This is a genomic window from Nonomuraea sp. NPDC049309, assembly GCF_043196965.1.
Lineage (GTDB): Bacteria > Actinomycetota > Actinomycetes > Streptosporangiales > Streptosporangiaceae > Nonomuraea > Nonomuraea fastidiosa.
In genome coordinates this window covers 16,407-34,633 of record NZ_JBICSH010000001.1, presented here as the reverse complement: position 1 = coordinate 34,633, position 18,227 = coordinate 16,407, and the positions used below count along the sequence as shown (strand labels likewise).

The window sequence follows — 18,227 nt, the reverse complement described above, 5'->3', positions numbered from 1 at the left end:
GGCATGCAGAACGTGAACATCTGGAGTGAAGAGTTCGGCGCCGCCACGGACGAGCCGATCCTGTTGATCATGGGTTCGATGTCGCAGGGTGTGCTGTGGCCTGACGAGTTCGTCGGCCGGCTCACCGCCGGGGGCCGCCGGGTCATCCGGTACGACCACCGCGACACCGGCATGTCGGACACCGTGGACTTCGAGACGACCCCGTACACGTGGGAGGACATCAAGGACGACGTCTACCGCGTGATGGACAGGCACGGGCTGGACAGCGCGCACCTGGTGGGTCACTCGGCGGGCGGCCTGCTCGGGCAGCTCATCGCGGTGGAACGTCCTGAGCGGGTGCGCACGCTGACCGTGATCTCCTCCTCCCCGCTCGGCGGCGGCGAGGGCGAGGTGCTCGTGCGGGCGCTGACGGGACAGCCGCAGCCCGAGGGCAGCCTGCCGGAGCCGACGCCCGAGTTCGTGTCCTTCTTCCGCCGGCTGATGGCCGCCCCACCTCCTGTGGACCGGCGGGCGCAGATCGACGCCATGATCGCCGAGCAGCGCGTGCTGCACGGCACGGGGCTGCCGTTCGACGAGGACGCGGCCCGCCGCCTGCAGGAGCGCGTCTACGACCGGGCCCGCGACCTGTCCAAGGCCGCCAACCACCGGATGGCCGCGGCGGCCAAGCCCGACTTCGAGCCCGTGGGCGTGCTCCACCAGGTCAAGGCGCCCACCCTGGTCATCGAGGGCAGCCACGAACCCGTCAAGCCCGGCCACGGCGCGATCATCGCCGAGCAGATCCCGGGGGCGCGGCTGAGGATCGTGCAGGGCATGGGGCACACGCTGCCGCCGGAAGTGCACGAGGAGCTGGCCGACGCCATCCTCGCGCACACGGCCGGGTAGACCACGTACGGGCCGCACGGCCGGCCGTCTACGCCGGTCTCACGGCGAGGGTGGACCGCCTACGCCGGAGTGCGCGACCAGGCGCCCACACCGGGATGCGCGGCCCCAGGAGAGCCCGCCGCTGACGTCGCTGACCTGGCCGGTGACCCACCGGGCGGCGTCGGAGGCGAGGAACGCCACACGTCCGCCACGTCACCCGCGTCGCCGAGCCGATCCCGAGCCGGCGCTCCAGGCGCAGGCGGCGGCCGGCGCCTGCCTGGCCGCCCCCGCACACGGCGCTGGCGCATCGGCCACACAGCCGCCGCGCGGACCGGGGTGGTGACCGCCCGTCCCTCGGCGTGACGCCGCCGCCACCTGCCGCCTGCGACCAAGGCCGCGCCCGCTCCTCCGCGTGACTCCCCCGACATCCGCAAGCCCGACTAGTAGTATTTTTTCGATCAGTCGTCGTACCGTACGGCGGCGGTCGTCCGGCCATGAGGAAAGGTGCAGCATTGCGACGACTCGGCGTCCCGCGCCGGATCCCCCCGCCGATGGAGGGTCATCTGCGGCTGGGCGACCCGCCCGGCGCCCCGGACGCGATCACCGTCAACTCCCGCCACCTGAGCCGGGGCGGCAGGCCGTGGTTCCCGATCATGGGCGAGTTCCACTACGCCCGCTACCCGGCGGCCGAGTGGCGGGAGGAGCTGCTGAAGGTGCGGGCGGGCGGGGTGACGGTCGTCGCCACGTACGTCTTCTGGAACCTGCACGAGGAGCGGCGCGGCGTCTTCGACTGGAGCGGCGACCGCGACCTGCGACGGTTCGTCCGTACCTGCGCCGACCTCGGCCTTGACGTGGTGGTGCGGATCGGGCCGTGGGCGCACGGTGAGTCGCGCAACGGCGGCTTCCCCGACTGGGTGCTGCAGGCGGATTGCGAGCCGCGTACCGACGACCCGCGCTACCTGGACCTGGTCCGCCCGCTGCTCGAGCAGATCGGCGCGCAGCTGAGCGGCCTGACCCGCGCACACGGCGGCCCGGTGATGGCGGTGCAGGTGGAGAACGAGCTGCACGACCGGCCGGGCCACCTCGTCACGCTCAAGCGCATGGCCAAGGCGGCGGGCATCGACGCGCCGCTGTGGACGGCGACCGGCTGGGGGCACGCGCAGCTGCCGCCGGACGAGGTGATCCCGCTGTTCGGCGGCTACCCGGAGGCGGCGTGGGACACCGCGCACGACGGCTGGCCGCAGCAGAGCAGGGCGCACTACTTCTTCGGCCCCGGCCGCGACGACGACTCCATCGGGGCCGACCTGCGGACGACGGCGGTGACCGGGCCGGACGAGAGCGACCTCGCGCGCTACCCGTTCGCCACCTGCGAGCTGGGCGGCGGGATGTACACCTCCTACCACCGCAGGCCGATCGTCCAGGCCGCCGACATCGCCGCGCTGGCGCTGGTGAAGCTGGGCAGCGGGTCGGTGTGGCAGGGCTACTACATGTACCACGGGGCGTCGCAGAAGATCGGCCAGCTGTCCACGCTGCAGGAGTCGCACGCCACCGGCTACCCCAACGACTGCCCGGTCATCACCTACGACTTCCAGGCGCCGCTCGGCGAGTACGGCCAGGTCCGCGACTCCTATCGGCACCTGCGCCTGCAGCACCTGTGGCTGGCGAGCGACGGCCCCGATCTGGCCGGCATGACGCTGGTGATGCCGCCCGGCGCCCCCGCCGACACGGCCGACCGGCGGACGCTGCGCTGGTGCGTACGCTCCGACGGCCGCTCCGGCTTCCTGTTCGTCAACAACCACCAGCCGGTCGAGACGCTGCCCGCGCACGAGGGCGTGCGGTTCGCGGTCGAGCTGGACGGGCGCGAGCTGGTCGTGCCGCGCGAGCCGGTGACGGTGCCCTCGGGGGCGTACTTCGCCTGGCCGCTGGCCCGCCCGGTCGGCGGCGCCACGCTGCTCACCGCCACCGCGCAGCCCATGGGCGTGCTGGCGGGCGACGAGCCGGTGCACGTCTTCTGTCAGACGGCGGGCATCCCGGTTGAGCTGATCTTCGACGCCGCCACCGTGAGCGAGGTCGAGGGCCCCGCGACGGTGGAGCGCGACGGCGACCGCCTCGTGGTCACCGATCTCGCGCCCGGCACCGGATGCCTGCTGCGGATCCGCGACGCCTCCGGGGGCCGTGCGGCCGTCCTCGTCCTGGACGCCGATCGTGCGCTGAACGCGGCGGCGGGCCGGCTGTGGGGCGCGTACCGGCTGGTGCTGAGCGAGCGGCCGGTCGTGATCGAGGACGACCGGCTGACGGTCTACGGGCGTGGCTCGTCCGAGGTGCGGATCTACCCCGCGCCCGCCTCGGCGCCGCGGACGGACGGCGTGTTCGGCCTGCTGGCCGCGCCGGCTCCGGCCGGTCAGCCGCCCGAGCCCAAGGTGGAGGAGATCAGGCAGGCGGGCCCGGCCCGGGCACCGGTCATCGACCCCAGGTCAGGGCGGGCGTCCGCGCCGGCCGACGCCGACTTCGAGCAGGCCGCCGTCTACCGCGTCACCGTCCCGCGTGAGGCTTTGACCGGAGATGACGAGGTGCTGCTGCGGCTCGACTGGGTCGGCGACGCCGGCCGCGCCTACATCGGCGGCCGCCTGGTGGCCGACCAGTTCTGGTACGGCCCCGCCTGGGAGATCGGGCTGCGCCGCTTCCGCGACGAGGTGCTGGAGCACGGCGTCGAGATCCGGCTGCTGCCGCTGCGCGAGGACGCTCCCGTGTACGTCTCGCCGCAGGTGCGGCCCGGCGCCTACCCCGGCGGCTCCGTGCTGGAGCTGCGCTCGGCCTGCCTCGTCCCCATGCCCAGGCTCACCTTGGAGGAATCGTGACGACGCTTGATGAGGCGCTGGCGGAGCTGCCCGTCATCGCCATCATCAGGGCCGCCGAGGCCCGCCACCTCGACGCGGCGCTGGAGACCCTGGCCGGGTCCGGCGTGCGGGCGATGGAGGTCACCATGCCGACCCCCGGCGCGACCGAGGCGATCCGCCGGGCCACCGGGCTTGCGGGCGTGGCGGTCGGGGCGGGCACCGTGCTCGACGCCGCCTCTGCGCGCAAGGCCGTGGACGCGGGGGCGGGCTTCCTCATCACCCCGGCCGTGCTGCCCGAGGTGATCGCGGAAGGGCGGCGGCTCGGCGTGCCCATCCTGCCGGGGGCGTTCACGCCGACGGAGATCGTGCAGGCGTGGTCGCAGGGCGCCGCCATGGTGAAGGTCTTCCCCGCCGGTGCGGCCGGCGGGCCCGGTTACATCAAGGACGTGCGGGCGCCGCTGCCGCAGATCCCGCTGGTGCCGACGGGCGGCATCGGCATCGAGGACGTGCCCGCCTACCTGAAGGCCGGGGCGCGCGCGGTGGGGATGGGCTCGCCGCTGCTGGGCGACGCGTGCGCGGACGGCGACATGACGGCACTGGCCGCCCGCGCCCGGCGCCTGGTGGACCTGGTCGGTGAGCGGGAGGGGTGAGCCGGTCAGCGGGCGGTCTGCTCGCCGTGGATCTTCTTGGCCAGCTCGACGTCCGCGATCGAGCGCTCCATGAGCATCCGCATCGCGGTCTCGGCCGCCTTCGGCCGCTGCCTGCGGACGGCGAGCAGCACCTCGGCGTGCTTGTCGGTGGACTCGCTGGTGAGCGCGGTGTGCACGAACTGGTCGCGCAGCCGCAGCCCGGCCTCGATGGCGCTGGCCATCTGCGTCATCAGCTCGTTGTGCGCGGCGCGCAGCAGGGCGTGGTGGAAGGCCAGGTCGGCCTCGACGTGGTCGCCGGCGGCCCCGCCCGCGGCCGCGCGCATGGCGGCCAGGGCGTCCTCGAGGTCGGCGAGGTCGCGGTCGGTGCGGCGCTGGGCGGCCATGCGCGCCACGGCGGGCTCGACGGTCAGCCGCACCTCCCCCAGCTCGTCGAGGAACCGCTCGTCCACGCGGTCGGCGAAGCGCCAGCGCAGCACGTCGGCGTCGAGCAGCGCCCACTGCTCGCGGGGCGCGACGAAGGTGCCGCGCCGGGGCCGGGCGCCGACCAGGCCCTTGGCGGCCAGCACGCGCAGGGCCTCGCGTACGGCGGTCCTGCTCACCGCGAAGCGCTCCTGCAGCTCCGCCACGTCGAGGTCGTCGTCGGGGAGCAGGTCGCCGTTGACGATGGCCGTGCCGAGGCTGCTGACCACCCGGTCGTGCGCGCCGGATCTCCCGATCTCCGTCATGGCGGAATCATGCCACGCCCGCACTCCCTGCCACCGCCCTCACGATCACTCAGGCCCGAGGCGACTGAGCATACTAGTGCGAATATTAATCGTACTTTTTCTTGACGCCCTGCGAGGCGGGGCGGCATCCTGCTCGTCGAGTCCCGTCTCCGGGCATCTCGACATGCCGACCCTGAGGGAGCCGACCTGTTGTCCGCTTTGACCATCACGCTGTGGGACTTCTCCTGGTACGCAAGAACCGGGCCCGGCGAGCCGTTCGAGGATCTTGACCGCGCCTTCGGCGAGGCGGTGGCGCGCGGCTACAACACGGTCCGGATCTGCGCCATGCCGTACCTGCTGTTCGGGTCGGGGCTGGACACCTCCGCGCTGACCTTCGCCCCCTTCGGCCGCGGCTACGGCCTCGGCACCCGCTGGTACGACCTGCGCGCGAGCGCGACGCTGGACGGCCGGGCGCACCTGCTGGCGCTGTTCGAGGCCGCCAGGCGGCACGGCTGCCAGGTGATCGTCTCCTCCTGGGAGTACCAGCAGAGCTCGAGTTTCCTGGCCGACCCCGCCTGGTACGAGGCGCTGCGCGCGGTGCCGCCCGAGCGGCGGGCGGGCGCGCTGGCCGAGGCCCTCGCCGACCTGGTGGACTTCGTGACCGGGCACGGGCTGGGCGAGCAGATCGCGTTCGTCGAGCTGCACAACGAGGTCCAGGCGACCTGGCTGACCGAGGCGCTGCCGCCGGGCGAGCCGCCCGTGCTGGGGCTGCGGCCGTACCTGGAGAAGGCGCTGGAGGCGTTCAAGTCCCGCCACCCGGACGTGCCCGCCACCGTCAACTACGCGGGCGTGCCGCACGGCGAGCTGCGCGGCGTCCCCGCCAACATCGACGTCGCCGTCTTCCACCCCTACGTCTACGGGGTGCTGGACGAGCTGGTCGGCGCGTTCGCGCTGCGCGATCCTTCCCGGCCGTTCCCGCAGGAGCGCGCCCGCCGCGAGCTGCTGCGCCCGGACGCGCCCGACCTGGCCGCGTGGGGGCCCGAGCAGGAGTGGCGGACGGCGGCCACGGTGGTCTCGCCACGCGAGGTCTACCTGCACGACTGGTGCGACCCGGCCCGCTTCGACCGCTGGCTGTACGACCGGTACGCCGCCTACCGCCACGCCATGGACGAGAAGCTGCGCCTCTGGATCGAGGTGGCCGCCGACTGGGCCGCCGCCCGCGATCTCCCGCTGGTGTTCGGCGAGGGCTGGGTCGGCTACACCCCGCTGCGCGGCACGTTCGAGGAGGGGCCGGTGGGGGCCGGGATCTGCCTGGACGCCGTACGCCACGCCAGGGACGCCGGCGCGTGGGGCACGGTCGTCTGCTCGAACGCCGCCCCGCACCACCCGATGTGGGACGACGTCGAGCTGCAGGTCACCGCCAACCGGATCTTCACGGAGGGACGATGAGCGACCGCTTCACCGGCAAGGCCGCCCTGGTCACCGGCGCCGCGTCGGGCATCGGCGCGGCCACCGCCCGCCGCCTGGCCGCCGAGGGCGCGCGGGTGCTGCTCGCCGACATCGCCGACGAGCCCGGCCGCGAGGTGGCCGCGGCGATCGGCGAGCGGGCCGCGTACCTGCACCTGGACGTCGCCTCCCCCGGCGACTGGGCCGCCGCCCTGGACGAGGTGCGCGACCGGTTCGGCCGCCTGGACGTGCTGCATGCCAACGGCCCCGGCCGGGTGGTGCCCCCGCGCCCCGCGCACGAGATGCCGGAGGCGGACTGGGACCTGCAGATCGACGTCTCGCTCAAGGCCGCCTACCTGGCCGCGCGCACGTTCTGCCCGCTGCTCGCCGAGACCTCCGGGGCCATGGTCATCACCTCGTCGGTGCACGCCCAGACCGGCATCCCGGGCTGCGCGCCGTACGCCGCCGCCAAGGGCGGACTGCAGTCGCTGGCCAGGCAGCTCGCCGTCGAGTACGCGCCGCGCGTCCGCGTCAACGCCGTCGTCCCCGGCCCGATCATGACCCCCAGCTGGGACGGCATCGATCAGGCGGGCCGCGAGGCCACCCTCGCCGAGACCCCGGCGGGCCGCTTCGGCACACCCGACGAGGTGGCCGCGGCGGTCGCGTTCCTCGCCTCGCCGGACGCCTCGTTCATCACCGGGGCCTGCCTCAACGTCGACGGCGGCTGGAGCATCTCCACCACCTCCTCTTAGGAACGGAACCCCATGAAGATCGTTTCTCTGGACACCTTCCTCGTCCCGCCGCGCTGGCTGTTCCTGCGGATCCGCACCGACGAGGGCATCACCGGCTGGGGCGAGCCGATCGTCGAAGGCCGTGCCGAGACCGTCCGCGCCGCCGTCGCCGAGCTCGCCGACTACCTCGTCGGCCGGGACCCGCTGCGCATCGAGGACCACTGGCAGGTGCTCACCAAGGGCGGCTTCTACCGGGGCGGGCCAGTGCTGTCCAGCGCGGTCGCCGGCATCGACCAGGCGCTGTGGGACATCGCCGGCAAGTCCGCCGACCTGCCCGTGCACCAGCTCCTCGGCGGGCCGGTGCGGGACAAGGCCCGCATGTACGCCTGGATCGGCGGCGACCGCCCGTCCGAGGTCGCCGAGCAGGCCAAGGCGCAGATCGAGGCCGGGTTCACCGCGGTGAAGATGAACGGCTCGGCCGAGCTGACCGCCATCGACACCCCGGCCCGCACCATGGAGGTCGTCCAGCGGGTCGCCGCCGTACGCGAGGCCATCGGCGACCACAACGACCTGGTCGTGGACCTGCACGGGCGGGCCACCACCGCCATGTCCAGGCGGCTGCTGCCGCTGCTGGAGCCGTACATGCCGCTGTTCGTGGAGGAGGCGGTGCTGCCCGAGCACTCGCGCAACCTCTCCGCGCTCGCCGCGAGCACCTCGATCCCCCTCGCCACCGGCGAGCGGCTGTTCTCGCGGTGGGACTTCCGCGACGTCATCGGGCACGGCATCGCGGTCGCCCAGCCCGACGTCAGCCACGCGGGCGGCATCTCGGAGGTGCGCAGGATCGCGGCGATGGCCGAGACGTACGACGTCAGCATGGCGCCGCACTGCCCGCTCGGCCCGATCTCGCTGGCCTCCAGCCTGCAGCTCGCCTTCGCCGTCCCGAACTTCCTCATCCAGGAGCAGAGCGTCGGCATCCACTACAACCGGGGCAACGACGTCCTCGACTACCTCGTGGACCGCGAGCCGCTGACCTTCCCCGGCGGGTACGCCACCCGCACCACCCGGCCCGGGCTCGGCATCGAGATCGACGAGGCCGAGGTGGAGCGGGCGGCCGAGCGCGGCCACCGCTGGCGCAACCCGACGTGGCGGCACGCCGACGGCTCCTTCGCCGAGTGGTGACCCCGCCGTCCGGCTCATCGCCTGCCGAGGAGCCGCCTCCGGCAGCATGACGCGAGCGGGGCCGGCGGGACCGCGGCGTCCTTTGCATGCGCCATTCACCGGCGAGATAGTAAGGCGCTACTTAACAAATCGCTCCCCTAGCCACCGCGCGCTGGGCGTCGGCCACCGACCTCGCCGAAGCGCAAATTCGGCTGGCCATACCCAGGCCCGGCGGCTCGTATCGCCGGCAGTGGTGGTGCAGCAGGCCCGACGTCGCGCACGAAAAGGTAAGTGATAGCGTATTTCCGTGGAGAGACTGGAGGTGGTGGCGGAGACCCGCCGAGCAGTGATGAGCCTGGCCCGGCGGTTGCGCGCCGAGCGCCCGGCCGGCGCGCTCAGCAGCACCAAGGTGAGCGTCCTCGGCCGGCTGTACCGTCACGGCCCCAGCACGCCGACGCAGATCGCCGCCGCCGAGCACCAGCAGCCGCAATCGCTCACCCGCGTGTTCGCCGAGCTCGAGTCCGAGGGTCTCATCGCGCGCCGCCCGAGCGAGCGCGACCGGCGCGCGTCGGTGCTGGAGCTCACCGGCGCGGGCCGGGAGCTGCTGATGCGCGACATGGCCGCCAGGGACCGCTGGCTCGCGGCCGCCATGGAGCGGCTCAACGAGACCGAGATCCAGGTCATCGGCCTGGCCGCGAGGCTGCTTGCGGCCCTGGCCGACGACCGGAGGCCGGCCACGGGCCCGCGACCTGGCGGACCGTCGGACGGCCGGCTCGCGGAGAAGGAGCGGCTCGCATGACCTCATGGCCGGACCACGCGATCTGGTGGCACGTCTACCCGCTCGGCTTCACCGGCGCCGAGGCCGCGGCCCTGGCTCCCGGCACACCGCCGCGCCATCGCCTGCGGCGGCTGGAGGCGTGGCTCGACTACGCCGTCGGACTGGGCGTCTCAGGACTGCAACTGGGCCCGATCTTCGCCTCCGAGACGCACGGTTACGACACCGTCGACCACTTCGCCATCGATCCACGGCTCGGCGACGAGCACGACTTCGACCGGCTCGTCCGGGCCGCGGCCGACCGTGGGCTGCGCATCGTGCTCGACGGGGTCTTCAACCACGTGGGCCGGGGCTTCCCGCAGCTCGCCGATCCCGGCTGCGCGCACTGGTTCCGGCCCGCAGGCGACGGCGGCCACGAGGTCTTCGAGGGCCACCACTCCCTGGTGTGCCTCGACCACGACTCCCCCGACGTGCTCGACCACGTCGTACGGGTGATGAACCACTGGCTCGACCGGGGCGCCGCCGGCTGGCGGCTCGACGCCGCCTACGCGGTGCCGCCCGCCTTCTGGCGCCGGGCGCTCGACCGCGTACGCCCGGCCCATCCCGATGCCTGCTTCGTCGGCGAGGTGATTCACGGAGACTACGCCGCGTACGTGGCGGCGAGCGGCCTCGACTCGGTCACCCAGTACGAGCTGTGGAAGGCGATCTGGAGCTCGCTCAACGACCGCAACCTGTTCGAGCTGGCGTGGGCGCTCGACCGGCACAACCGCTTCCTGGAGTCGTTCCTGCCGCTCACCTTCGTCGGCAACCACGACGTGACCAGGCTGGCGAGCAGGCTCGACGACGAGCGCCACGTGGGCCACGCGCTGGCCGTGCTGCTCACCGTGGGCGGGCTGCCGAGCCTCTACTACGGCGACGAGCAGGCGTTCCGCGGTGTGAAGGAGGAACGCGCGGGCGGCGACGACGCGATCCGCCCGGCCTTTCCCGGGCATCCGGGCGAGCTGGCGGCCGCGGGATGGCCGACGTACCGGCTGCACCAGCGGCTGGTGGGCCTGCGCCGCAGGCACCCGTGGCTGGTCCGCGCCCGCAGCACCGTGCATCACCTGACGAACACGGCGGCGGCGATCGAGGCGTCCGCGGGCGCGGGTCGCCGACTGGTGACGCTGCTCAACCTCGGCGACCGGCCTCACCGCTTCCCCCTCGGCACCTTTCCCCTCGACATCGCCGGTCTCGCGGTGGCCGAGTCCTCGGCGCCGATGACGGACCCGTCCCTGGTCCCGGCGCACGGATGGGCCGTCCTGCGGCAGGAGGCGGGGTAGCGGCGAGCGCGGCACAGGCCGCGCCTCACCCGCCGGCGCCCGGCGGCGCGTGATCGCCGTCAGCGCAGGCGGGACTCCAGGCCGTCGAGCACCACGCCGAGCTGGCGTTCGAAGCGCCGGTCACCGTCGTCGCGCTCGCGGAAGGCGGCCTTGACCAGCTCGACGCCCTCCCCCAGCCACTTGTCGCGCTCCTCGGCCGAGTAGCGCTCGCCGTCCTCGTCGTCCGTCCGCAGCCGCTCCTGCTCCTCGATCACGAAGCCCACCACGAACGCCGTGATCACATCGAGCGCGTCGTCCGCGTCGGCCAGCGAGAAGCCGGACCCGGTCAGCAGCTCGAGCCAGGACTCCTTCTGCCGCACCACCTCGGGGTCGACGTAGCGGGTGCCGCTGAAGATGCGCGCGCCGTCGCGGTGGCGCAGGTATTCGGCGCGCAGGACGCGGGCGTAGGCGGCCAGGCCCTCGCGCCAGCCGGCGCCGTGATCGATCTTCCCGAGCGCCTCGATCACCCGGCGGATGACGAACGTGGCCATCTCGTCGAGCAGTTCCTGCTTGTTGCGTACGTGCCAGTACAGCGCGGGAGCCCCCACGCCGAGCCGGGACGCGAGCGCCCTGACCGTGAGCGCGTCCATTCCCTTGTCATTGAGCAGGTCGAGGGCCGCCGCCACGATCCGCTCCCGAGTGATGCCCTTCGCCACGCTTGACACCTTAACAAAGTTCAGGGCATCGTTGTGCCCGTCGGAATTGAACTTAGTTCAGGAGGCGCCGTCATGCGTGCTGCCGTCATCAACTCCCCCGAGTCCGCCCCCGTCTGCGCGGACTTCCCCGACCCCGAGCCGCACCCGGGCCGCGCGCCGGTCACCCTCGTGGGCGCGGGCCTGCACCACGTCGTCCGCGGCATGGCCACCGGCCGCCACTACGGCAGCGGCACGGGGTTCCCGCTCGTCCCCGGCATCGACGCCGTCGCGAGGACGCAGGACGGGCGGCTGGTCTACACCGGGCTCCCCCGCGCGCCCTGGGGCACGTTCGCCGAGTCGATGGTCACCCCGTTCGAGGTGGAGGTCCCCGAAGGGGCCGACCCGCTCGCCGTCGCCGCCGGCATGAACCCCGCGTCGGCGGGCTGGATGCCGCTGACCGCCCACCGCAGGGAGACCGGCTCGCTCGGCACGGTGCTGGTGCTCGGGGCCACCGGCATGTCGGGCGGCCTGGCCGCGCGGGCGGCGCTGGCGCTCGGCGCGAAGCAGGTCATCGCGGCCGGGCGCGACCGCGAGTCGCTGGACCGGCTGGGCGCGCTCGGCGCCGTCACCGTCCCGATCACCCAGGACGACGCGCGCGCCGTGCTCGCCCCCGTGCTCGCCGACGCGCAGCCTGCGCTGATCCTCGACTTCGTGTGGGGCTGGGTCGCCGAGGCCGCCTTCGCCGCGCTGTCGGCCTTCCGCCCCGACAACGAGGAGGAGACGGTCGCGTACGTGCAGATCGGCTCGCTCGCCGGGAACGAGGCCGCGCTGCCCGCGGAGCTGCTGCGCAGCCGGCGCTTCCGCGTCACCGGCAGCGGGCTCGGCTCGGTCTCCAAGGCCGACCTGATCACCGAGTTCCCCGAGATGATCGCCCGGTTCGCCGACGGCACGTTCGAGGTGCCGTACACCGCCTATCCGCTGAGCCGCGTCGGCGAGGCGTGGGCGCACCAGGGCCGCACCCGCGCGGTCGTCGTCCCCGGCTGAGGTCTTGAGAGAACCGGCTTCCGACAGGAGCTTCGAGAGGGGCTTCCGAGAGAGGAGAGACACGATGGACAAGCGCGCTCTGGTCGTCGGGCTCGGGATCGCCGGCATGTCCGCGGCGATCGGGCTCCGGCAGGCGGGATGGCAGCCGGTCATCGCCGAACGCGCCCCGGAACGCCGCAGGGGCGGCTACTTCATCGGCCTCATGCCCGAAGGCAGGCAGGCGGCCGCGGATCTGGGCATCTCCGGCCACCTGCACACCCGCAACCCGCCCGGCGGCGGGAAGGCGTGGGCGCTCAACCGGCGCGGCGACGTCGAACCCGGGCTGGGGTTCCTGCACCAGCCCGGCGACCCCGCCGCGGTGGTGCGCGGCGACATCGAGGCCGCGCTCTGGGAGGGGGTGCGCGGGAACGGGACGGACGAGCCCATCCCCGTGTGGTTCGCCACCAGGCCGGTCGGGATCGACGAGCTCGGCGACGGTGTCCGGGTGCTGCTCGAGGACACCCGTACGGGGGCGCTGCGCAGCGAGACCTTCGACCTGGTGGTGGGCGCCGACGGGCTGCGCTCGAACGTGCGCCGCATGGTCTTCGGGCCGCACGAGGAGTTCATGACCGACTGGCACGCCATGATCTGCGCGTTCCAGCTCAAGGAGCAGGTCCCGTCGTTCAAGGAGTCCGACAGCATCACGGTCGCGCGGGCGGGACGTGCGGTGTGGGTGTTCGGCTTCGGCGACCGGCCTCCGACCGTCCTGCTGACGTACCGGACCGACGACGTCCAGGCGGAGTTCGCCGCCGACCGGATCGCGCGGCTGCGCGAGGTGTTCTCCGACATGGACGACCCCGTCGTGCGGCACGCCCTGAACGCCCTGGAGGAGGCGCCCGACTACCTGTTCGACTCGGTGCATCAGGTGAAGATGCCCAGGTGGAGCAGGGGAAGGGTGATGCTCGCCGGCGACGCGGCCTGGTGCCTGAACCTTTACTCGGGCATGGGCGCCACCTTCGGCCTGCTGGGCGGCGCCGAGCTCGGCCGGGCGCTGCGGGGGCATCCCGGCGACCTCGACGCCGCGCTGGCCGAATGGGAGTCGCGGCTGCGCCCGTCCATCGTCAAGCACCAGCACATCGCCCGGCTGAAGAGCCAGATGTTCGTCCCGTCGAACCTGCCCATCGAGGCCGTCCGCTCGGTGGCCGTGCGCCTGGCCTGCACCCTGCGGGAACGCAGGCTCGCCAGGGCCCAGGCGGCGTGACCGCCGCGCGGCGGGACGGCTGATCACGCGGCTGATCACGAGGCTGATCACGCGGCTGATCACAGGGGCTCATCACGGAGGCTCATCACGGAGGCTCGCCGGTGCCGCCGGAGGATCCGCAGGTCCTCCGGCGGCACCGGCCGGCTCGTGTCCGGACACCGCACGCCGTCCCGGCCCGGCTGATCGCCGTTTCCTGCTGGACGCGGCCCCGTCTTGAGCGCGGCGGAAGCGCGCGCATAGTATCAGGGCAGTCGTACAGGACGATCGCCCTGATTGGAGGGAGCCATGATCTCCCCTGCGGCCGAGCGCGGACGCGCGGTCCGGGAACGGCTGCTCAACGCCGCCGCCGAGCTCATCCCCGAACGCGGATGGACGGCGGTGAGCACGCGGATCCTGGCCGAGCGGGCCGGAGTGACGCCGAGCGTGGTGCACTACCACTTCCCCTCGCTGGCGAGCCTGCTGAACGAGGCCGCGGTCGGCCGGATGCGCGCCCTGCTCGCCGAGATGAACGAGCTGATGGCGAGCGCACCGCCCGCCGCCGCGATCGAGGCGCTGTTCGGCTCGGCCGCGGAGTACACCGGCACCGACCCGACCTCGCTGCTGTTCGTCGAGGCGTATCTGGCGAGCACCCGCGACCCCGGGCTGCGCGAGCGGATCGCCGAGCTGGTCGCCGAGTTCCGGCAGCGGTTCGGGGAGTCGCTGGAGCGGCACGGCGTGCCCGACCCGTACGGCACCGCCGCCGTGCTCGCGGCCTGCGTGGACGGCCTGCTGCTGCACCGGGGCCTGGGCCTTGCGGCCGGCGACCCCGTGGCGGTGCTGCGCCGGCTGCTGTCCACGGCACCCGGCCCCGCCTCCCCTGCTGGCGCAACGCCCGAGGGCGCCGCCCCCGAGGAGGAGCGCTCATGAGGACCGTGATCTGCGGGGCGGGGATCAGCGGGCTGGCGCTGGCCCACCGGCTGGCCGCCCTGGGCGGTGAGGTCGTGGTGGTGGAACGGGCGCCGGGCCCTCGCCCCCAGGGATACATGATCGACTTCTTCGGTCCGGGGCTGGAGGCGGTCGAGGCCATGGGCCTGCTGCCGGCCTTCGAGCGGGCGGCCTACGACTACCCCGAAGGGCACCTGGTCGACGAGGACGGCCGCCGCCGGGCCACGGTCCGTACGAAAGGGCTCGCGCGCGGCCGGCTGCTGAGCCTCATGCGCCCCGACATCGAGGCCGTGCTGGCCGAGCACCTTCCCTCCGAGGCCGAGGTGCGTTACGGCGTGGCGCTGACCGGGGTGGAGGAGCGGGCGGACGGGGTGGCGGTGACGCTCTCCGACGGGGCCGCGCTGGAGGCCGATCTGCTGGTGGGCGCGGACGGGATCCACTCGACGGTGCGCCGGCTGGTCTTCGGCCCCGAGGAGCGCTACCTGCGCTATCTGGGCCTGCACACGGCGGCGTTCACCTTCGACGCGCCGGACGTGCACGCCGCCACCCGGCGCGCGTTCTGCCTCACCGACTCGATCGACCGGCAGATGGGCTGCTACGCGCTGCGCGACGGCCGGGTGGCCGCGTTCCTGGTGCACCGCAGCGCCGATCCCGCGCTGCCGGACGATCCGCGCGAGGCGATCCTGCGCGCCTACGCCGGGCTCGGCTGGGTGACGCCGCGCGCCCTCGAGCAGTGCCCGCCGCCCGAGGAGATCTACTACGACCAGGTCGCGCAGATCGAGACGCCGCGCTGGAGCTCGGGCCGCACCGTGCTGCTCGGCGACGCCGCCTGCGCCGTGTCGCTGCTCGCCGGTCAGGGCGCCTCGCTCGGGATCGCGGGCGCGTACGTGCTGGCCGACCGGCTCGCGCACGCGCCGTCGATCGAGGAGGCCACGGCCGGGTACGAGCGGATGTGGCGGCCCGTGGCCGAGGAGCGGCAGCGCAACGCCCGCTCGATGGCGCGCTGGTTCCTGCCCTCGTCGCGGACGGATCTGCGCGTCCGCCGCGCGGTGCTCGCGCTCAGCCGCATCCCCTTCGTCGCCGGGTTCGTCACGTCGGTGCTCACCGGCGAGGACGTCCGCCTCGCGGAGATCGTTTCAGGTACGGCGATCACCGCTCGAACCCGGCCGTAGTGGGGTAGCGTGCCCTCGACCCCAGCCCGTACGCCCGGAGGAGCCGATGCAGCGACAGACACCCGCCCAGGACGACGTGCTCGGCTACTTCGACACGCTGTCGAACTGGGGGCGCTGGGGCGACGACGACCAGCTCGGCACGCTCAACCACATCACCGACGGCGTCCGCCTGGCCGCCGCACGGGCGGTGCGGCACGGCAGGAGCGTGTCGTGCGCCTGGGAGGTCGCCGTACCGGACGAGATGGAGCGGGCGACCACGGCCTGCCCGTGCGCCGCCGACATGCCGGGCGCCGAGCACATGCCGTCGCCCACCTTCCGCAACGACCGGCGCTGGGGGTTCTCCACCGAGCGGATCGGCCTCACCTTCCACGGCAACACGATCACCCACCTCGACGCGCCGTGCCACATCTTCTGGGACGGCGCGATGTACAACGGCCGGCCGCACGACCTGGTCGAGGCCGGCAAGGGGTCGGCGTGGGCGGCGGTCACGGCGGCGGCGAACGGCATCGTCACCCGCGGCGTCCTGCTCGATGTGGCCGCCGTGCGCGGGGTGCGGTGGCTGGAGCCGGGTGAGGGCGTCTTCCCCGAGGACCTCGACGAGGCCGAGCGCCGCCAGGGCGTGCGGGTGCGGCCGGGCGACGCGGTGCTGCTGCGCACCGGGCGCGGCCGGCTCCGGCACGAGGCGGGCCCGCAGGGCGGATACGAGCAGGCGGGCTGGCACGCGGCCTGCCTGCCGTGGCTGCACGAGCGGGACGTCGCGCTGATCGGCGCCGACACCCCGCAGGACGTCCAGCCGTCCGGTTACGACGACGTGCTGATGCCGGTCCACGCCGTCGCCCTCGTCGCCATGGGCCTGTGGCTGCTCGACAACTGCGACCTGGAGGCGTGTGCGGCCACGGCGGCCGAGCTGGGCCAGTGGGACTTCCAGCTCGCGGTCGCGCCGGTCCGCCTCGCCGGCGTCTCCGGCAGCCCGGTCAACCCGATCGCCACCTTCTGATCTTTTTGTTCGGCACGTTCCGAACAAACCGATTAGCATCGATGTGTGAGCGTCGATGAGTTCGTCGAGAGCGCCGGCCTGTTCTACGAGCGGCTCGGGCTGAGCCGCACGTCGGGCCGCGTCATGGGGTGGCTGCTCGCCGCCGAGGCCGACAGCGCCGACGCGCCGGAGCTGGCCGAGGCGCTGGGCGTGGCCAAGAGCAGCATGAGCGTCGCCCTGCGGCAGCTCGAACAGGCGGGCCTGGTCGAGCGGTTCCGGGTGCGCGGCGCGCGCCGCGACCGCTACCGCCTGGCCGAGGACGTCTTCCTGCGCGCCTTCCGCGCGAAGCTGGCCGAGTTCGAGGGCTTTCGCGCCCTGGCCGAGCAGGGCCTGCGCGCCGTGGGCGACGACCCGGCCCGCAGGCGGCGGCTGGAGCTCATGCGCGACATGTACGCGTTCATGATGGACCGCTTCCCGCGCCTGCTCGACGAATGGGACGCCATCAAGGACCGCCGATGAGGCCCTTACTGATCACCGTGGGCAGCCGGGGTGACGTGCAGCCCTTCCTCGCGCTGGCCGCCGGGCTGCGGGCAGCCGGGCACCGGCCGCTGCTGGCGGCGCCCCGCCGCTTCGCCCCGCTCGCCGCCGCCCGCGGCGTGGAGTTCGCCGGGCTCGACGACGAGATGCTCGCGCTGCGCGACGCCGTGCGCGGGCAGGGCGTGCGGGCCGCCATCACCGCCGCGCGCTCGGTCAAGCCGCTGCTGCGCCGCCTGCTCGACGACGAGGCGGCGCTCGCCGCGCACCCGGCCGACGCCGTCGTCCACCATCCCAAGGCGCTCGGCGGCCCCTCGGTCGCCGAGAAGCTGGGCGTCCCCGCCCTCGCCGGCCTGCTGCTGCCGCTCTATCTCCCCACCGCCGCCTTCCCCTCCCCCATACTCCCCTTCCGCCTGCCCCGCGGGCTCAACCGGGCGAGCTGGGGCGTCTCGTCCGCCGTCGAAGCGCCCTACCGGGGCACCGTCCGGCGCTGGCGGGCCGAGACGCTCGGCCTGCCCGGCCGGTTCCGTACGGTGTCCGCTCTCGTCGAGGCGGGCGGCGTGCTGCACGCGTGGAGCCAGCACCTGCTCCCCGTCCCCGCCGACTGGCCCGCCTTCGCCCGGCCGACCGGCTTCTGGACGCTGCCCGAGGAGGAGTGGACGCCGCCCGCGCCGCTCGCCCGCTTCCTCGACGGCGGCGAGCCGCCCGTCTACGTCGGGTTCGGCAGCTCCTTCAGCGGCGATCCCGAGGCGCTGACGCGCACGGTGCTGGAGGGGGTGCGGCTGGCCGGGCGGCGCGCGGTGCTGGCCACCGGCTGGGGCGCGCTGCGGCGCGACGCCGCAGGGGACGACGTCCTGGTGATCGAGGAGGCCCCGCACGAGTGGCTGTTCCCGCGCGTGGCCGTCGCCGTGCACCACGGCGGCATGGGGACGGTGGCCGCCGCGCTGCGCGCCGGCGTCCCCCAGGTGATCCGCCCCTTCCTGGGCGACCAGCCGTTCTGGGCCGGACGCCTGCACCGGCTCGGCGTCGCCCCGGCGCCGCTCACCGGCCGCCTCTCCCCCGCCCGCCTGGCCGCCGCCATCGAGGCGGCATCCGCGCTCGCGCCCGCCGCCCGCGCGCTGGGCGAGCGGGTCACCGCCGAGGACGGCGTCGCCGCCGCCGTCGCCCGCATCACCGCGTAGC

The 18,227-nt window shown here is 73.9% G+C and carries 17 protein-coding genes; 15 read left to right on the top strand and 2 right to left on the bottom strand.

From position 1 onward, the window contains the following. Positions 1–3 precede the first annotated feature (3 nt). From ACGFIM_RS00125 to ACGFIM_RS00115, 3 genes are all read left to right on the top strand, one after another. Positions 4–882 carry an alpha/beta fold hydrolase gene (locus ACGFIM_RS00125; RefSeq protein ID WP_393192139.1) on the top strand — a complete coding sequence of 293 codons (879 nt, stop codon included), beginning with the start codon at positions 4–6 and terminating at the stop codon, positions 880–882. A gap of 530 nt (positions 883–1,412) precedes the next feature. Continuing rightward, positions 1,413–3,719 (top strand): beta-galactosidase, encoded by a 2,307-nt coding sequence (locus tag ACGFIM_RS00120; protein WP_393192136.1) that lies wholly within the window; start codon positions 1,413–1,415, stop codon positions 3,717–3,719. Beyond that, positions 3,716–4,348 (top strand): bifunctional 4-hydroxy-2-oxoglutarate aldolase/2-dehydro-3-deoxy-phosphogluconate aldolase, encoded by a 633-nt coding sequence (locus tag ACGFIM_RS00115; protein WP_393192133.1) that lies wholly within the window; start codon positions 3,716–3,718, stop codon positions 4,346–4,348. Before ACGFIM_RS00120 ends, ACGFIM_RS00115 begins: the two co-directional genes overlap by 4 nt. Before the next feature lie 5 nt (positions 4,349–4,353). Here the strand turns inward: ACGFIM_RS00115 and ACGFIM_RS00110 are convergent, their stop codons facing one another. Then, the gene (locus ACGFIM_RS00110) at positions 4,354–5,073 is read right to left on the bottom strand and encodes a FadR/GntR family transcriptional regulator (RefSeq protein WP_393192130.1); all 720 of its coding nucleotides are present in this window, start codon (positions 5,071–5,073) and stop codon (positions 4,354–4,356) included. 189 nt (positions 5,074–5,262) lie between these two features. On the opposite strand from ACGFIM_RS00110, the gene ACGFIM_RS00105 reads away from it, so the two are divergent. The 5 genes from ACGFIM_RS00105 (at position 5,263) to ACGFIM_RS00085 (ending at position 10,481) form a co-directional block, all read left to right on the top strand. Next, the gene (locus tag ACGFIM_RS00105) at positions 5,263–6,501 is read left to right on the top strand and encodes a cellulase-like family protein (RefSeq protein WP_393192127.1); all 1,239 of its coding nucleotides are present in this window, start codon (positions 5,263–5,265) and stop codon (positions 6,499–6,501) included. Next, positions 6,498–7,250 carry an SDR family NAD(P)-dependent oxidoreductase gene (locus ACGFIM_RS00100; RefSeq protein ID WP_393192124.1) on the top strand — a complete coding sequence of 251 codons (753 nt, stop codon included), beginning with the start codon at positions 6,498–6,500 and terminating at the stop codon, positions 7,248–7,250. Before ACGFIM_RS00105 ends, ACGFIM_RS00100 begins: the two co-directional genes overlap by 4 nt. A 12-nt stretch (positions 7,251–7,262) precedes the next feature. Further along, the gene (dgoD, locus tag ACGFIM_RS00095; RefSeq protein ID WP_393192121.1) at positions 7,263–8,408 is read left to right on the top strand and encodes a galactonate dehydratase; all 1,146 of its coding nucleotides are present in this window, start codon (positions 7,263–7,265) and stop codon (positions 8,406–8,408) included. 286 nt (positions 8,409–8,694) lie between these two features. Next, a complete protein-coding gene (locus tag ACGFIM_RS00090) occupies positions 8,695–9,186 on the top strand; it encodes a MarR family winged helix-turn-helix transcriptional regulator (protein ID WP_393192118.1) in 492 nt (163 codons plus the stop codon). Beyond that, a complete protein-coding gene (locus tag ACGFIM_RS00085; protein WP_393192111.1) occupies positions 9,183–10,481 on the top strand; it encodes an alpha-amylase family protein in 1,299 nt (432 codons plus the stop codon). The genes ACGFIM_RS00090 and ACGFIM_RS00085 overlap by 4 nt, the downstream gene beginning before the upstream one ends. A 59-nt stretch (positions 10,482–10,540) precedes the next feature. Here the strand turns inward: ACGFIM_RS00085 and ACGFIM_RS00080 are convergent, their stop codons facing one another. Then, on the bottom strand, positions 10,541–11,176 hold the full coding sequence (locus ACGFIM_RS00080; protein ID WP_393192108.1) for a TetR/AcrR family transcriptional regulator C-terminal domain-containing protein: 636 nt from the start codon (positions 11,174–11,176) through the stop codon (positions 10,541–10,543). A gap of 72 nt (positions 11,177–11,248) precedes the next feature. Between ACGFIM_RS00080 and ACGFIM_RS00075 the strand changes: the two genes are divergently transcribed. The 7 genes from ACGFIM_RS00075 (at position 11,249) to ACGFIM_RS00045 (ending at position 18,226) form a co-directional block, all read left to right on the top strand. After that, complete coding sequence (locus tag ACGFIM_RS00075; protein WP_393192105.1) at positions 11,249–12,199, top strand: hypothetical protein; 951 nt, start codon at positions 11,249–11,251, stop codon at positions 12,197–12,199. A 64-nt stretch (positions 12,200–12,263) separates the two neighbouring features. Further along, entirely contained in the window at positions 12,264–13,439 is a 1,176-nt protein-coding gene (locus ACGFIM_RS00070; protein ID WP_393192102.1) for an FAD-dependent monooxygenase, read from the top strand. A 285-nt stretch (positions 13,440–13,724) separates the two neighbouring features. Further along, a complete protein-coding gene (locus tag ACGFIM_RS00065; RefSeq protein ID WP_393192100.1) occupies positions 13,725–14,345 on the top strand; it encodes a TetR/AcrR family transcriptional regulator in 621 nt (206 codons plus the stop codon). Beyond that, positions 14,342–15,535 (top strand): FAD-dependent monooxygenase, encoded by a 1,194-nt coding sequence (locus ACGFIM_RS00060; RefSeq protein ID WP_393192098.1) that lies wholly within the window; start codon positions 14,342–14,344, stop codon positions 15,533–15,535. The genes ACGFIM_RS00065 and ACGFIM_RS00060 overlap by 4 nt, the downstream gene beginning before the upstream one ends. A gap of 46 nt (positions 15,536–15,581) precedes the next feature. After that, positions 15,582–16,532 carry a cyclase family protein gene (locus ACGFIM_RS00055; protein ID WP_393192095.1) on the top strand — a complete coding sequence of 317 codons (951 nt, stop codon included), beginning with the start codon at positions 15,582–15,584 and terminating at the stop codon, positions 16,530–16,532. Between the two features lie 45 nt (positions 16,533–16,577). Then, on the top strand, positions 16,578–17,030 hold the full coding sequence (locus ACGFIM_RS00050) for a GbsR/MarR family transcriptional regulator (protein WP_393192092.1): 453 nt from the start codon (positions 16,578–16,580) through the stop codon (positions 17,028–17,030). Continuing rightward, positions 17,027–18,226 (top strand): glycosyltransferase, encoded by a 1,200-nt coding sequence (locus ACGFIM_RS00045; protein ID WP_393192089.1) that lies wholly within the window; start codon positions 17,027–17,029, stop codon positions 18,224–18,226. The genes ACGFIM_RS00050 and ACGFIM_RS00045 overlap by 4 nt, the downstream gene beginning before the upstream one ends. Position 18,227: the final 1 nt, after the last annotated feature.